The sequence below is a fragment of the Pseudomonas sp. AK181 genome, assembly GCF_051122975.1.
Taxonomy (GTDB): Bacteria; Pseudomonadota; Gammaproteobacteria; order Pseudomonadales; family Pseudomonadaceae; genus Aquipseudomonas; species Aquipseudomonas lactis.
This window is the reverse complement of record NZ_CP146348.1, coordinates 668211-684245: the sequence shown is the minus strand read 5'-3', so window position 1 is coordinate 684245 and position 16035 is coordinate 668211. Positions and strand designations below refer to the sequence as shown.

The window sequence follows — 16035 nt, the reverse complement described above, 5'->3', positions numbered from 1 at the left end:
GGCCTTTCCTCCTGGCGGAGCAGAGAGCGGGCTAAACAGCCCCGCCCTCGATTCGCGTCACGTGTTATTCGGTTTCCAGATCGATATCGATGCCGAGGGAACGAATTTCTTTGATCAACACGTTGAAGGACTCGGGCATGCCCGGCTCCATACGGTGATCGCCGTCCACGATGTTTTTGTACATCTTGGTACGACCGTTCACATCGTCCGACTTCACTGTGAGCATTTCTTGCAGAGTGTATGCAGCACCGTATGCTTCCAGTGCCCAGACCTCCATCTCCCCGAAACGCTGACCACCGAACTGAGCCTTACCACCCAGCGGCTGCTGGGTAACCAGGCTGTACGAACCGGTAGAACGAGCGTGCATCTTGTCGTCTACCAAGTGGTTCAGCTTCAGCATGTACATGTAGCCAACAGTAACCGGGCGCTCGAACTTGTTGCCAGTACGGCCGTCGAACAGCTGCATCTGGCCGCTTTCTGGCAGGTCTGCCAGTTTCAGCATGGCCTTGATTTCGCTTTCCTTGGCACCGTCGAACACCGGGGTAGCCATTGGAACGCCGCCGCGCAGGTTCTTCGCCAGATCCAGGATTTCCTGGTCGGAGAAGGTGTCCAGCTCTTCGTTGCGACCGCCGATCTCGTTGTAGATCTCGTGCAGGAACTTACGCAGGTCTGCGACCTTGCGCTGCTCTTCGATCATACGGTTGATCTTCTCGCCCAGACCTTTGGCCGCGAGGCCCAGGTGGGTTTCAAGGATCTGACCAACGTTCATACGCGAAGGTACGCCCAACGGGTTGAGGACGACGTCGACCGGGGTGCCATTGGCATCGTGCGGCATGTCTTCAACCGGCATGATCACAGAGACCACACCCTTGTTACCGTGACGACCGGCCATCTTGTCGCCCGGCTGGATGCGGCGACGGATTGCCAGGTAAACCTTGACGATTTTCAGCACGCCTGGAGCCAGGTCATCGCCCTGCTGCAGTTTGCGCTTCTTGTCTTCGAACTTGTCGTCCAGCAGACGGCGGCGATCAACGATATAGGCCTGGGCCTTCTCGAGCTGCTCGTTCAGAGCATCTTCAGCCATGCGCAGTTTGAACCACTGGCCGTGCTCAAGACCGTCGAGGATTTCGTCGGTGATGTCCTGACCTTTCTTCAGGCCCGCGCCGCCTTCAGCCTTGTGGCCTACCAGAGCGGAACGCAGACGTTCGAAGGTCGCGCCTTCAACGATACGGAACTCTTCGTTCAGATCCTTGCGGATCTCGTCGAGCTGGGTCTTCTCGATGGACAGTGCACGAGCATCACGCTCAACGCCGTCACGGGTGAAGACCTGTACGTCGATGACAGTACCTTTGGTACCGGTAGGTACACGCAGGGAGGTGTCTTTAACGTCGCTGGCTTTTTCACCGAAGATGGCACGCAGCAGCTTCTCTTCCGGCGTCAGTTGGGTCTCGCCTTTCGGAGTGACCTTACCGACCAGAATGTCGCCAGCGCCAACTTCAGCACCTACATAAACGATACCGGCTTCGTCCAGCTTGTTCAGTGCAGCTTCACCCACGTTCGGGATGTCTGCAGTGATTTCCTCAGGCCCAAGCTTGGTATCACGCGCCACACAGGTCAGTTCCTGGATGTGGATCGTGGTGAAGCGGTCTTCTTGAACCACACGCTCGGACAGGCAGATGGAGTCTTCGAAGTTGAAGCCGTTCCATGCCATGAACGCGATGCGCATGTTCTGACCCAGAGCCAGTTCACCCATGTCGGTGGACGGGCCGTCGGCCATGATGTCGCTACGCTGAACGCGATCACCCTTGCTCACCAGCGGACGCTGGTTGATGCAGGTGTTCTGGTTCGAGCGGGTGTATTTGGTCAGGTTGTAGATGTCGACACCGGCTTCGCCAGTTTCTACTTCGTCATCGGCAACACGAACCACGATACGGCTGGCATCAACGGAGTCGATCACACCGCCGCGACGAGCAACGACGCAAACGCCGGAGTCACGCGCTACGTTGCGCTCCATGCCGGTACCTACCAGCGGCTTGTCAGCACGCAGGGTCGGTACAGCTTGACGCTGCATGTTGGAACCCATCAACGCACGGTTGGCGTCATCGTGCTCCAGGAACGGGATCAGCGACGCTGCAACCGAAACTACCTGCTTCGGAGAAACGTCCATCAAGGTGACGTCTTCCGGCGCCTTGACGGTGAACTCGTTCAAGTGACGAACAGCTACCAGCTCGTCGACCAGGACTTTCTTGTCGTTCATCGTGGCCGAAGCCTGAGCGATCACGTGATCAGCTTCTTCAATGGCGGACAGGAATACGATCTCGTCGGTGACCAGGGCGTCTTTCACCACACGGTACGGGCTTTCGAGGAAGCCGTACTGGTTGGTGCGCGCATAGGCAGCCAGGGAGTTGATCAGACCGATGTTCGGACCTTCCGGCGTTTCGATCGGGCAAACACGACCGTAGTGCGTCGGGTGTACGTCACGGACTTCAAAGCCGGCACGCTCACGGGTCAGACCGCCCGGGCCCAGTGCAGAAACACGGCGCTTGTGGGTGATCTCGGAGAGCGGGTTGTTCTGGTCCATGAACTGCGAAAGCTGGCTGGAACCGAAGAACTCTTTCACCGCCGCAGCCACTGGCTTGGCGTTGATCAAGTCTTGCGGCATCAGGCCTTCGCTTTCAGCCATCGACAGACGCTCTTTGACCGCACGCTCAACACGTACCAGGCCAACGCGGAACTGGTTCTCGGCCATTTCGCCTACGCAGCGAACACGACGGTTACCCAGGTGGTCGATGTCATCGACGATGCCTTTGCCGTTACGGATGTCGACCAGGGTCTTCAATACCGCGACGATGTCTTCCTTGCACAGCACGCCCGAACCTTCGATCTCGGTACGACCGATACGACGGTTGAACTTCATCCGACCGACCGCAGACAGGTCATAGCGCTCAGGGCTGAAGAACAGGTTGTTGAACAGGGTTTCGGCAGCGTCTTTGGTTGGTGGCTCACCAGGACGCATCATGCGATAGATCTCGACCAGCGCTTCCAATTGGTTGCTGGTGGAGTCGATCTTCAGTGTGTCGGAGATGAACGGACCGCAGTCGATATCGTTGGTGTACAGGGTCTCGATGCGAACAACCTGGGCCTTGGCAATCTTGGCCAGGATCTCGGTGTTCAGCTCGGTGTTGCACTCAGCCAGGATTTCGCCTGTAGCCGGGTGAACGATGACCTTGGCGGTAGTGCGACCCAGGACGTAGTCCAGTGGCACTTCCAGCTCTTTGATACCGGCTTTTTCGATCTGGTTGATGTGGCGCGCAGTGATACGACGGCCAGCCTCAACGATGACCTTGCCTTTTTCGTCCTGGATGTCCAGGACAGCAATTTCACCACGCAGACGCGAAGCGATCAGCTCCAGCTTGAGGGTTTCATCCTTCAGGCTGAATACGTTGGTGGTGTAGAAAGCGTCCAGCACCTGCTCAGTGGTGTAACCGAGCGCGCGCAGCAATACCGAGGCCGGCAGCTTGCGACGACGGTCGATACGCACGAACACGCAGTCTTTCGGGTCGAACTCGAAGTCCAACCACGAACCGCGGTACGGAATGATCCGCGCGGAGTACAGGAGTTTGCCGGAGCTGTGCGTCTTGCCGCGGTCGTGGTCGAAGAACACGCCCGGGGAACGGTGCAGCTGGGAAACGATTACACGCTCGGTACCGTTGATTACGAAGGTACCGTTTTCAGTCATCAGTGGGATTTCGCCCATGTAGACTTCTTGCTCTTTGATGTCCTTGATCGCTTTGTTCGACGATTCTTTGTCGAAAATGATCAGACGGACTTTTACCCGCAAAGGTACGGCGTACGTAACGCCACGCAACACGCATTCTTTGACATCAAATGCCGGTTCGCCCAGGCGATAACCGACGTACTCCAGCGCAGCATTGCCGGAGTAGCTGATGATCGGGAAAACGGATTTGAAGGCCGCATGCAGGCCCACGTCGCGGAACTGATCTTTGGTCGCTCCCGCCTGCAAGAATTCACGATACGAATCCAGCTGGATAGCCAGAAGGTACGGGACATCCATGACGTCCGGCAACTTGCTAAAGTCCTTGCGGATACGTTTTTTCTCAGTATATGAGTAAGCCATCAGCGTTCCCCAGCTTGGTCACCTGCTTGTTTGGCCCCTCCGACGGGAGCAGCCAGAAAATCTTGCAAACCCCATGGTTTGCACCACCGCTTCGGGTGGCTACAGCACGTTAATGGCGGCGACCGAGTCGACAGCCAAGAACGGAAAAAGGCCGGTGGCAAGAGCCACCAGCCATCAGCCTTCAGCTTAACGCTTGGGCTGGAGACGCAAGGTCGATGCTTACTTCAGCTCGACTTTAGCGCCTGCTTCTTCCAGAGTAGCTTTGGCTTTGTCAGCGGCGTCTTTCGACACTGCTTCCAGAACCTGGGCAGGAGCGCCGTCAACTACAGCCTTGGCTTCTTTCAGGCCCAGACCGGTCAGTTCACGTACTGCCTTGATCACGTTTACTTTCTTCTCGCCAGCTTCCAGCAGCATGACGTTGAATTCGGTTTGCTCTTCAGCAGCGACAGCAGCAACAGCTGGGCCAGCGGAAGCAGCGGCAGCGGAAACGCCGAATTTTTCTTCGAAAGCTTTGATCAGCTCAACAACCTGCAGAACCGACATTTCAGCTACGGCGTTGAGGATATCGTCTTGGGAGATAGACATTGCTGTATTTCCTGAATTGGGGGACGGCCTACGCGGCCATCGAAATAAACAAAAATACGCGAGAGAATTTGCTCAGCCTTAGGCTGCGGCAGCTTCTTTTTGCTCGCGAACTGCAGCCAGAGTACGAGCCAGCTTGCTGGTAGCGCCTTGAATCACGCTCATCAGCTGCGAAATAGCTTCGTTACGGGTCGGCAGTGTTGCCAGTACGTCGATTTGGTTAGCTGCGAGGAACTTGCCCTCGAACGCAGCTGCCTTGATCTCGAACTTGTCCTGACTCTTGGCGAATTCTTTGAACAAACGGGCAGCAGCGCCTGGATGATCTTTAGAGAACGCGATCAGAGTCGGGCCGGTGAACACGTCGTTGAGAACACTGTATTCAGTGTCAGCAACGGCGCGCTTGAGCAGGGTGTTACGTACAACACGTACGTATACGCCAGCTTCACGAGCCTCTTTACGGAGTCCGGTCATAGCGCCTACTGTCACACCACGGGCATCAGCCACGACAGCGGACAGAGCAGCTTTGGCAGCCTCGTTGACTTCAGCGACGATGGCCTTCTTGTCTTCGAGATTAATTGCCACGGGTTTAACTCCTGCTTGTTACCGTTTCATCTGGCCTAGGCCTGATGTCGTTTTGGTGTCTGATTCGGTAAGGAACCGGGAGCACCATCTGCGTAGGCTTGTTGGTTTAAGACTTGCGTCGCCTACGGTCTTGGATAGCCCCCGCCAGGCAGGGACCCCAATCTTTCAATTGGCGCAATTACTTGCGCCAATTTATGTCTTATACGTCCAGCGAGCCTTGGTCGATGACCAGACCTGGGCCCATAGTGGTGCTCAGGGTAACGCGCTTGACGTAGATACCTTTCGAGGAAGCAGGCTTGATACGCTTCAGATCAGCGATCAGGGCTTCAACGTTTTCCTTCAGCTTGACGGCATCGAAGCCGACTTTGCCAACGGAGGTGTGAATGATGCCGTTTTTGTCGGTGCGATAACGAACCTGACCAGCCTTGGCGTTTTTAACCGCGGTAGCTACGTCTGGAGTTACGGTGCCGACTTTAGGGTTAGGCATCAGGCCACGTGGACCGAGGATCTGACCCAACTGACCTACAACGCGCATTGCATCCGGGGAAGCAATTACGACGTCATAGTTCAGGTCGCCGCCTTTCATTTCGGCAGCCAGGTCGTCCATGCCAACGCGATCAGCACCAGCGGCCAGAGCAGCTTCAGCAGCTGGGCCTTGGGTGAAGACAGCAACACGTACAGTCTTGCCAGTACCGTGTGGCAGCACAGTAGCGCTACGAACGACCTGGTCGGATTTACGTGGGTCAACACCCAGGTTTACAGCAACGTCAACAGACTCGCTGAACTTGACAGTCGACAGCTCGGTCAGCAGGGCAGCAGCGTCTACGAAGCTGTAGGACTTGCCTGCTTCGATTTTGCCGGCGATAGCCTTTTGGCGCTTGGTCAGCTTAGCCATTACACACCCTCCACGTTAAGGCCCATGCTACGAGCAGAACCGGCGATGGTACGCACGGCTGCATCCATATCAGCTGCAGTCAGATCCGCGTTTTTGGTTTTCGCGATTTCTTCCAGCTGAGCACGGGTTACAGTGCCAACCTTAACGGTGTTAGGACGAGCGGAACCGCTGGTCAGACCGGCAGCTTTCTTCAGCAAAACCGAAGCCGGGGTCGACTTGGTTTCGAAGGTGAAGCTACGGTCGCTGTATACAGTGATGATCACTGGAGTCGGCAGACCTGGCTCAAGACCCTGAGTACGGGCATTGAAGGCCTTGCAGAATTCCATGATGTTCACGCCGTGCTGACCCAGAGCTGGACCGACGGGTGGGCTAGGGTTGGCCTGAGCGGCCTTCACTTGCAGCTTGATGTAAGCGGTAATCTTCTTGGCCATGAGGCACTCCAATTACGGGTTCAAACGCCTCGAAAGGCTCCCCGGTTACTTGCGCGTTTATCCCAGTGACGACAAAACCCCACAGCCGAGGCTGCGGGGTTGGGATGCTTGCCCAGCTAGACCTTCTCGACCTGACTGAACTCCAACTCTACCGGAGTAGAGCGACCGAAAATGAGCACTGCCACTTGGATCCGGCTCTTTTCGTAGTTAACTTCTTCGACCGTACCGTTGAAATCAGCAAACGGACCGTCTGTAACGCGAACAACCTCACCCGGCTCGAACAATGTCTTCGGCTTGGGTTTGTCGCTACCATCAGCAACACGACGCAGAATTGCTTCCGCCTCTTTGTCGGTGATCGGAGCAGGCTTATCGGCAGTACCGCCAATGAAGCCCATGACGCGAGGGGTATCCTTGACCAAGTGCCAAGTACCTTCGTTCATGTCCATCTGTACCAGCACGTAGCCAGGGAAGAACTTGCGTTCGCTTTTGCGCTTCTGCCCATTCCGCATTTCAACCACTTCTTCAGTGGGAACCAGAATTTCGCCGAAGCCATCTTCCATGCCTGCCAGCTTTACGCGCTCCAGCAAAGAGCGCATAACATGCTTCTCGTAACCCGAGTAAGCATGCACAACGTACCAACGCTTAGCCACGGGACACCCTTAGCCAACAATCAAGGAAACAAGCCAGCCGAGCAGGGAATCAAGCCCCCACAACAGCAACGCCATAACCAAAACAACAGCCACGACAATCAATGTGGTCTGAGTGGTTTCTTGGCGAGTCGGCCAAACGACTTTACGGATTTCGGTGCGAGCTTCCTTAACCAGTACCGCGAAGGACTTGCCTTTAGCAGTCTGCAGGCCTACAAAGGCAGCTACAGCAGCAAGGGCAAGCAAAGCGAGTACACGGTACAGGATCGGCGAAGCAGAATAGTACTGATTGCCAACAACGCCTACGACCACTAAGGCGACTACAGCGAGCCACTTTACCAGATCGAAACGAGAGCTTTGAGCTTCAGCCTTAGGAGTCATCTATGAAGATCCTGTGAAAAGAAAGCCAGACACACCACGTGAATCTGGCAGGTCAGGAGGGAATCGAACCCCCAACCTACGGTTTTGGAGACCGTCGCTCTGCCAATTGAGCTACTGACCTAAAACAAAATCAGGCCGACCATTATGCAGGCCTGAAAAAGACTTTACAACAACCAACCCCACAAGACCTGAAACATCGAACAACATTCAAGCCGAGGCAGCTGTTAAAACAAAGGCAGATATTTTCATATCTGCCTTGTTATATGGAGCTCTTGAGCGGATTTGAACCGCTGACCTCACCCTTACCAAGGGTGTGCTCTACCAACTGAGCTACAAGAGCGAAACACCTTGCACAACCTGCAAACTTGGAGCGGGTAGCGGGAATCGAACCCGCATCATCAGCTTGGAAGGCTGAGGTTCTACCACTAAACTATACCCGCGGAGCTTGCAGCTCACGCTAAAAATGGTGGAGGGGGAAGGATTCGAACCTTCGAAGTCGTAGACGTCAGATTTACAGTCTGATCCCTTTGGCCGCTCGGGAACCCCTCCTAAGCGAGCCGGCATTTTACATTACGCCGACCTTCTGTCAAGCATTTTCTCATTTAAATTATGAGGTTAGCTGCATTGACGGTAGCTTTGCACTGTAGCCCTTAAAGGTCTTCACTGCGAAGCGGGCGCCATTCTATGCAAACTACTCGAGAGTTGCAATGCCTTCACACAGCATTATTTTATGTTTTAACTCATTGAATTCATTAGCAAGGCTTTCAAAGGGCAGATCGTCAGCCAGGCGACGGCTCTCAGGGGCTACGCGCAACCAATAACCCGAGGCGTCCGGTGCGTTCAGCAACTGGACCTTGACCTTGATATCCAGGCTCGTGAGCCTCTGCTCGAGAGAGGAGGCTTGGCGTCGATCCGAGAAGCCACCGATGTATAAGCAGGTATTTTGCGCCTCGGCCGGCCTCGCTCGATCGCGCCGAGCCACCGTGTCTGCCGACTCACTCAAGAGGCGAATGTCTTGCTGCGCTCCCCGATGGAGACTCAAGGGCGTGACATCCTTGGCCCGCAATGGCGCCTCTTGCTGATGCCAGACGTAATAGAAAACATTGAGAACCAGTAAAAGTAAAAACAGCCAGCGCATAATCACCTCAAGACAAAGGACACGCCATCGCCAAACCAACAAACACCAGGTCCGGGACCAGCCGAGCCTGAGGCGCAGCATCCCTAACCAGGTCGGCATCGCCTCCAGTGAGGAAGACCGTGAAATCCTCCCCCCAATAGCCTCGCGCCAACTCGAGCTGGGTCAGCACGAACCCTCTAAGCATGAGCGTACAACCACGCTCGACCGCCTCTACGGTTGTTCGACCAGGAGAGAGACGCTCCAGAGCCCGCTCAGCGGCCGCGTCGTCATAGCGTATCTTGCGGGTATGGGTTCGCAGTTGATTACGCATAAGCGGCATACCTGGACAAATAAACCCACCCAGGTGGCCACCGTCCGGACCAATAAAATCTGCTGTCGCCGCTGTACCAAAGTCGAGTACCAAGCATGCACCTGACGCCAACTTGAAGGCGCCTAGCATGGCCAGCCATCGATCCATCCCCAGGCGCTGGAAGTCGTCGTAGCCATTGCGCACTCCGCCCATTTCTTGAGCAGAGGTGGCGCAGGAAACAGCAACGCCAAATGCCGCCACCAAGGCAGCTATCAGCTTATCGGTCTCCTCAAGCGCGCGAACACTCACCAACCGACAACGCGTGAGCAATAGACCAGGCAATGCCACTAAACTATCGATCAGCGCGATATCCGAACCTGCGATGCCTTCCGCGCGAACAGTTGCCTCACTCAACTCAAGAACACGCCATTTGATAAAGCTATTTCCACAGTCGAGTTCAAGAATCATCACGCAACCTCAGGCTTAACTCACCACCGCTGTATATTTTCTCAACGCCACCGACATCCAAACGCAAGGCGCCCTGACGATCCACGCCCAGCACAACCCCATCAATCTGATTGACGCCCGCGATAAGCGACACAGACTTCCCCTGCCAGGCGTGATGCTGCTCCCATTCGTCTTGCAACCCTGCAAAACCCGCAGCCTTGTGTCGATCTAGGTAGGCTTGTAGTTGCAAACTCAAACGCGCCACCAAGTGATTACGATCCACAGGAGAGCCAGCCTCGAGCTGCATCGAAGTCCATTGCTGATCAACCTCTACAGCCTTCTGCATATTCACATTGATACCTATCCCTAGCACAACGTGACAGATATCTGCGGGATCTCCCACCAACTCAAGCAAGATGCCTGAGATTTTCTTTTTCCCAACCAGGACGTCGTTTGGCCACTTCAAAGCTGCGCCCCGCACACCCGACTCACGCAGAGCCTGCAGGACTGCCAGCCCCACCACCAGACTCAGCCCTTCTAGTTGCCGCAGACCGCCCTCAATACGCAATACAAGGCTGTAGTAAACGTTTTGCGCAAATGGGCTAACCCACTTTCGGCCTCGTCGCCCCCTACCAGCCGTCTGCTGCTCCGCCAGCACAACAAAAGGAGCCGCACTGCCCGCACCGATAAGACGTAAAGCCTCAGCATTAGTGGAATCAATGGAGCCGAAAATGTGAACGGGCCAAGCCAAGGAAGCCGCGACCAGAGAAATCTCCTGCGCATTCAAAAACACCAATGGCGCAGCCAATCTATATCCGCGGCCCCGCACCTTATGAATGGGGAGATTCAATTCTGCCTCAAGATGCTGAAGCTGCTTCCACACGGCACTGCGACTAACGCCCAAGGCAGCGCCAAGCGCTTCTCCAGAATGGAACTGACCATCTTTCAGAAGTTTCAACAACGTCAGCATGCACATATCGCCTCAGAATGAGGCACGCATGATAGCCATGCGCAGGGTCATTGCATAGAAAGGCTGGATATCAGTCTGGATCGACATTTTCAAGCGCCCAAAACAAAACCCCAACTGCTTTCGCAATTGGGGTTTCGGAATTTAATCTTGACGATGACCTACTCTCACATGGGGAAACCCCACACTACCATCGGCGATGCATCGTTTCACTGCTGAGTTCGGGATGGGATCAGGTGGTTCCAATGCTCTATGGTCGTCAAGAAATTCGGGTACTGAGTCGTGGCCAGCTGGCCTCGCTTCAGCAAATTGGGTATGTGATAGAGCTTGGTGTTTTGTGAGCGTCGAACTTTCGGTTCATCTTCGTCTTCACACACCGCAATCTGATGCTCGTTAGAGTAGTCAAATTGCTTGGGTGTTATATGGTCAAGCCTCACGGGCAATTAGTATTGGTTAGCTCAACGCCTCACAGCGCTTACACACCCAACCTATCAACGTCGTAGTCTTCGACGGCCCTTCAGGGAACTCAAGGTTCCAGTGAGATCTCATCTTGAGGCTAGTTTCCCGCTTAGATGCTTTCAGCGGTTATCTATTCCGAACATAGCTACCCGGCAATGCCACTGGCGTGACAACCGGAACACCAGAGGTTCGTCCACTCCGGTCCTCTCGTACTAGGAGCAGCCCCTCTCAAATCTCAAACGTCCACGGCAGATAGGGACCGAACTGTCTCACGACGTTCTAAACCCAGCTCGCGTACCACTTTAAATGGCGAACAGCCATACCCTTGGGACCGGCTTCAGCCCCAGGATGTGATGAGCCGACATCGAGGTGCCAAACACCGCCGTCGATATGAACTCTTGGGCGGTATCAGCCTGTTATCCCCGGAGTACCTTTTATCCGTTGAGCGATGGCCCTTCCATACAGAACCACCGGATCACTAAGACCTACTTTCGTACCTGCTCGACGTGTCTGTCTCGCAGTCAAGCGCGCTTTTGCCTTTATACTCTACGACCGATTTCCGACCGGTCTGAGCGCACCTTCGTACTCCTCCGTTACTCTTTAGGAGGAGACCGCCCCAGTCAAACTACCCACCATACACTGTCCTCGATCCGGATAACGGACCTGAGTTAGAACCTCAAAGTTGCCAGGGTGGTATTTCAAGGATGGCTCCACGCAGACTGGCGTCCACGCTTCAAAGCCTCCCACCTATCCTACACAAGCAAATTCAAAGTCCAGTGCAAAGCTATAGTAAAGGTTCACGGGGTCTTTCCGTCTAGCCGCGGATACACTGCATCTTCACAGCGATTTCAATTTCACTGAGTCTCGGGTGGAGACAGCGCCGCCATCGTTACGCCATTCGTGCAGGTCGGAACTTACCCGACAAGGAATTTCGCTACCTTAGGACCGTTATAGTTACGGCCGCCGTTTACCGGGGCTTCGATCAAGAGCTTCGCGTTAGCTAACCCCATCAATTAACCTTCCGGCACCGGGCAGGCGTCACACCCTATACGTCCACTTTCGTGTTTGCAGAGTGCTGTGTTTTTAATAAACAGTCGCAGCGGCCTGGTATCTTCGACCGGCATGAGCTTACGGAGCAAGTCCTTCACCCTCACCGGCGCACCTTCTCCCGAAGTTACGGTGCCATTTTGCCTAGTTCCTTCACCCGAGTTCTCTCAAGCGCCTTGGTATTCTCTACCCAACCACCTGTGTCGGTTTGGGGTACGGTTCCTGGTTACCTGAAGCTTAGAAGCTTTTCTTGGAAGCATGGCATCAACCACTTCGTTACCTAAAAGGTAACTCGTCATCAGCTCTCGGCCTTAGAATCCCGGATTTACCTAAGATTCCAGCCTACCACCTTAAACTTGGACAACCAACGCCAAGCTGGCCTAGCCTTCTCCGTCCCTCCATCGCAATAACCAGAAGTACAGGAATATTAACCTGTTTTCCATCGACTACGCTTTTCAGCCTCGCCTTAGGGACCGACTAACCCTGCGTCGATTAACGTTGCGCAGGAAACCTTGGTCTTTCGGCGTGGGTGTTTTTCACACCCATTATCGTTACTCATGTCAGCATTCGCACTTCTGATACCTCCAGCAAGCTTCTCAACTCACCTTCACAGGCTTACAGAACGCTCCTCTACCGCATCACTTACGTGATACCCGTAGCTTCGGTGTATGGTTTGAGCCCCGTTACATCTTCCGCGCAGGCCGACTCGACTAGTGAGCTATTACGCTTTCTTTAAAGGGTGGCTGCTTCTAAGCCAACCTCCTAGCTGTCTAAGCCTTCCCACATCGTTTCCCACTTAACCATAACTTTGGGACCTTAGCTGACGGTCTGGGTTGTTTCCCTTTTCACGACGGACGTTAGCACCCGCCGTGTGTCTCCCATGCTCGGCACTTGTAGGTATTCGGAGTTTGCATCGGTTTGGTAAGTCGGGATGACCCCCTAGCCGAAACAGTGCTCTACCCCCTACAGTGATACATGAGGCGCTACCTAAATAGCTTTCGAGGAGAACCAGCTATCTCCGAGCTTGATTAGCCTTTCACTCCGATCCACAGGTCATCCGCTAACTTTTCAACGGTAGTCGGTTCGGTCCTCCAGTTAGTGTTACCCAACCTTCAACCTGCCCATGGATAGATCGCCCGGTTTCGGGTCTATTCCCAGCGACTAGACGCCCTATTAAGACTCGCTTTCGCTACGCCTCCCCTATTCGGTTAAGCTCGCCACTGAAAATAAGTCGCTGACCCATTATACAAAAGGTACGCAGTCACCCAACAAAGTGGGCTCCCACTGCTTGTACGCATACGGTTTCAGGATCTATTTCACTCCCCTCTCCGGGGTTCTTTTCGCCTTTCCCTCACGGTACTAGTTCACTATCGGTCAGTCAGTAGTATTTAGCCTTGGAGGATGGTCCCCCCATATTCAGACAAAGTTTCTCGTGCTCCGTCCTACTCGATTTCATGACTAAGAGATTTTCGCGTACAGGGCTATCACCCACTATGGCCGCACTTTCCAGAGCGTTCCGCTAATCTCAAAGCCACTTAAGGGCTAGTCCCCGTTCGCTCGCCACTACTAAGGGAATCTCGGTTGATTTCTTTTCCTCAGGGTACTTAGATGTTTCAGTTCCCCTGGTTCGCTTCTTGCACCTATGTATTCAGTACAAGATAACCATCTTATGATGGCTGGGTTCCCCCATTCAGACATCTCCGGATCAAAGTCTGTTTGCCGACTCCCCGAAGCTTTTCGCAGGCTACCACGTCTTTCATCGCCTCTGACTGCCAAGGCATCCACCGTATGCGCTTCTTCACTTGACCATATAACCCCAAGCAATCTGGTTATACTGTGAAGACGACATTCGCCGAAAATTCGAATTTCTCAGTTAAGAGAACTCACAAATTTTACCTTAGCCTGATCCGTTACCAGTGAAAGTAACGTTCAGTCTATCTTTCTATCACATACCCAAATTTTTAAAGAACGAACTAGTCAAAGACTAGAAATCAACATTCACCATCACAACGATGGAATGCTCATTTCTAAGCTTTATACAAACAGAAGCAGTAGTGGTGGAGCCAAACGGGATCGAACCGTTGACCTCCTGCGTGCAAGGCAGGCGCTCTCCCAGCTGAGCTATGGCCCCGTATTTCTACAGGCGTTTCCCACACAAAATTGGTGGGTCTGGGCAGATTCGAACTGCCGACCTCACCCTTATCAGGGGTGCGCTCTAACCAACTGAGCTACAGACCCAATTTCGGGCTGCTTCTTTTCGTCTTCTTCAATGAATCAAGCAATTCGTGTGGGAACTTATGGAGCAGCTGATGTCGTCGATTAAGGAGGTGATCCAGCCGCAGGTTCCCCTACGGCTACCTTGTTACGACTTCACCCCAGTCATGAATCACACCGTGGTAACCGTCCTCCCGAAGGTTAGACTAGCTACTTCTGGTGCAACCCACTCCCATGGTGTGACGGGCGGTGTGTACAAGGCCCGGGAACGTATTCACCGCGACATTCTGATTCGCGATTACTAGCGATTCCGACTTCACGCAGTCGAGTTGCAGACTGCGATCCGGACTACGATCGGTTTTATGGGATTAGCTCCACCTCGCGGCTTGGCAACCCTCTGTACCGACCATTGTAGCACGTGTGTAGCCCAGGCCGTAAGGGCCATGATGACTTGACGTCATCCCCACCTTCCTCCGGTTTGTCACCGGCAGTCTCCTTAGAGTGCCCACCATTACGTGCTGGTAACTAAGGACAAGGGTTGCGCTCGTTACGGGACTTAACCCAACATCTCACGACACGAGCTGACGACAGCCATGCAGCACCTGTCTCAATGTTCCCGAAGGCACCAATCTATCTCTAGAAAGTTCATTGGATGTCAAGGCCTGGTAAGGTTCTTCGCGTTGCTTCGAATTAAACCACATGCTCCACCGCTTGTGCGGGCCCCCGTCAATTCATTTGAGTTTTAACCTTGCGGCCGTACTCCCCAGGCGGTCAACTTAATGCGTTAGCTGCGCCACTAAAAGCTCAAGGCTTCCAACGGCTAGTTGACATCGTTTACGGCGTGGACTACCAGGGTATCTAATCCTGTTTGCTCCCCACGCTTTCGCACCTCAGTGTCAGTATTAGTCCAGGTGGTCGCCTTCGCCACTGGTGTTCCTTCCTATATCTACGCATTTCACCGCTACACAGGAAATTCCACCACCCTCTACCATACTCTAGTCAGTCAGTTTTGAATGCAGTTCCCAGGTTGAGCCCGGGGATTTCACATCCAACTTAACAAACCACCTACGCGCGCTTTACGCCCAGTAATTCCGATTAACGCTTGCACCCTCTGTATTACCGCGGCTGCTGGCACAGAGTTAGCCGGTGCTTATTCTGTCGGTAACGTCAAAATTGCAGAGTATTAATCTACAACCCTTCCTCCCAACTTAAAGTGCTTTACAATCCGAAGACCTTCTTCACACACGCGGCATGGCTGGATCAGGCTTTCGCCCATTGTCCAATATTCCCCACTGCTGCCTCCCGTAGGAGTCTGGACCGTGTCTCAGTTCCAGTGTGACTGATCATCCTCTCAGACCAGTTACGGATCGTCGCCTTGGTGAGCCATTACCTCACCAACTAGCTAATCCGACCTAGGCTCATCTGATAGCGCAAGGCCCGAAGGTCCCCTGCTTTCTCCCGTAGGACGTATGCGGTATTAGCGTCCGTTTCCGAACGTTATCCCCCACTACCAGGCAGATTCCTAGGCATTACTCACCCGTCCGCCGCTCTCAAGAGAAGCAAGCTTCTCTCTACCGCTCGACTTGCATGTGTTAGGCCTGCCGCCAGCGTTCAATCTGAGCCATGATCAAACTCTTCAGTTCAAACATCTTTGGGTTTTTAAGAAACCCTAAACTTGGCTCAGCAATCGTTGGTTACATCTTTGATTTCTCGCGGAGTAACTTGTGATGCTGATAATCTTGTTGACTATCAGTCTGACTCCACAAGCACCCACACGAATTGCTTGATTCAGTTGTTAAAGAGCGGTTGGTTAAGATC

10 protein-coding genes, 6 tRNA genes and 3 rRNA genes are annotated in these 16035 nt (G+C 53.9%); all 19 read right to left on the bottom strand.

Annotation, left to right across the window (positions count from 1 at the left end; all coding sequences use genetic code 11):
* Window positions 1-64: 64 nt before the first annotated feature.
* The 19 genes from rpoB to V8689_RS03145 all read right to left on the bottom strand — a co-directional run bounded on the left by rpoB (window position 65) and on the right by V8689_RS03145 (window position 15860).
* Window positions 65-4138, bottom strand: a complete 4074-nt coding sequence (gene rpoB / locus V8689_RS03235; protein WP_010206926.1) for a DNA-directed RNA polymerase subunit beta — start codon at window positions 4136-4138, stop codon at window positions 65-67.
* 219 nt (window positions 4139-4357) lie between these two features.
* Window positions 4358-4723, bottom strand: a complete 366-nt coding sequence (rplL, locus tag V8689_RS03230; protein WP_003176432.1) for a 50S ribosomal protein L7/L12 — start codon at window positions 4721-4723, stop codon at window positions 4358-4360.
* Window positions 4724-4801: 78 nt separating this feature from the next.
* Window positions 4802-5302: a 50S ribosomal protein L10 gene (gene rplJ, locus V8689_RS03225; protein ID WP_003176433.1), complete on the bottom strand. Its 501-nt coding sequence runs from the start codon at window positions 5300-5302 to the stop codon at window positions 4802-4804.
* A 199-nt stretch (window positions 5303-5501) separates the two neighbouring features.
* Window positions 5502-6197, bottom strand: a complete 696-nt coding sequence (gene rplA, locus V8689_RS03220; protein WP_028618134.1) for a 50S ribosomal protein L1 — start codon at window positions 6195-6197, stop codon at window positions 5502-5504.
* The gene (rplK, locus tag V8689_RS03215; RefSeq protein ID WP_003176435.1) at window positions 6197-6628 is read right to left on the bottom strand and encodes a 50S ribosomal protein L11; all 432 of its coding nucleotides are present in this window, start codon (window positions 6626-6628) and stop codon (window positions 6197-6199) included. The genes rplA and rplK overlap by 1 nt, the downstream gene beginning before the upstream one ends.
* A gap of 116 nt (window positions 6629-6744) precedes the next feature.
* Window positions 6745-7278, bottom strand: a complete 534-nt coding sequence (gene nusG / locus V8689_RS03210; protein ID WP_003176436.1) for a transcription termination/antitermination protein NusG — start codon at window positions 7276-7278, stop codon at window positions 6745-6747.
* 9 nt (window positions 7279-7287) lie between these two features.
* A complete protein-coding gene (gene secE / locus V8689_RS03205; RefSeq protein ID WP_003194658.1) occupies window positions 7288-7656 on the bottom strand; it encodes a preprotein translocase subunit SecE in 369 nt (122 codons plus the stop codon).
* A 45-nt stretch (window positions 7657-7701) separates the two neighbouring features.
* A tRNA-Trp gene (locus V8689_RS03200) sits at window positions 7702-7777 on the bottom strand.
* 143 nt (window positions 7778-7920) lie between these two features.
* A tRNA-Thr gene (locus tag V8689_RS03195) sits at window positions 7921-7996 on the bottom strand.
* A gap of 26 nt (window positions 7997-8022) precedes the next feature.
* A tRNA-Gly gene (locus tag V8689_RS03190) sits at window positions 8023-8096 on the bottom strand.
* Between the two features lie 24 nt (window positions 8097-8120).
* Window positions 8121-8205 (bottom strand) — tRNA-Tyr (locus V8689_RS03185).
* 142 nt (window positions 8206-8347) lie between these two features.
* Complete coding sequence (locus tag V8689_RS03180) at window positions 8348-8794, bottom strand: hypothetical protein (protein WP_032895069.1); 447 nt, start codon at window positions 8792-8794, stop codon at window positions 8348-8350.
* Between the two features lie 7 nt (window positions 8795-8801).
* Window positions 8802-9551: a pantothenate kinase gene (locus V8689_RS03175; protein ID WP_047711899.1), complete on the bottom strand. Its 750-nt coding sequence runs from the start codon at window positions 9549-9551 to the stop codon at window positions 8802-8804.
* Window positions 9541-10500, bottom strand: coding sequence for a bifunctional biotin--[acetyl-CoA-carboxylase] ligase/biotin operon repressor BirA (gene birA, locus V8689_RS03170; protein ID WP_056785298.1), 960 nt, complete (start codon window positions 10498-10500; stop codon window positions 9541-9543). The genes V8689_RS03175 and birA overlap by 11 nt, the downstream gene beginning before the upstream one ends.
* Window positions 10501-10645: 145 nt before the next feature.
* Window positions 10646-10761, bottom strand: a 5S ribosomal RNA gene (gene rrf, locus V8689_RS03165).
* Between the two features lie 158 nt (window positions 10762-10919).
* Window positions 10920-13811 (bottom strand): 23S ribosomal RNA (locus tag V8689_RS03160).
* 247 nt (window positions 13812-14058) lie between these two features.
* Window positions 14059-14134: transfer RNA gene (locus tag V8689_RS03155), tRNA-Ala, on the bottom strand.
* A gap of 30 nt (window positions 14135-14164) precedes the next feature.
* Window positions 14165-14241 (bottom strand) — tRNA-Ile (locus V8689_RS03150).
* Window positions 14242-14323: 82 nt separating this feature from the next.
* Window positions 14324-15860: ribosomal RNA gene (locus V8689_RS03145) — 16S ribosomal RNA — on the bottom strand.
* Together the 16S, 23S and 5S rRNA genes with 2 tRNA genes alongside form the textbook arrangement of a ribosomal RNA operon.
* Between the last annotated feature and the right edge of the window lie 175 nt (window positions 15861-16035).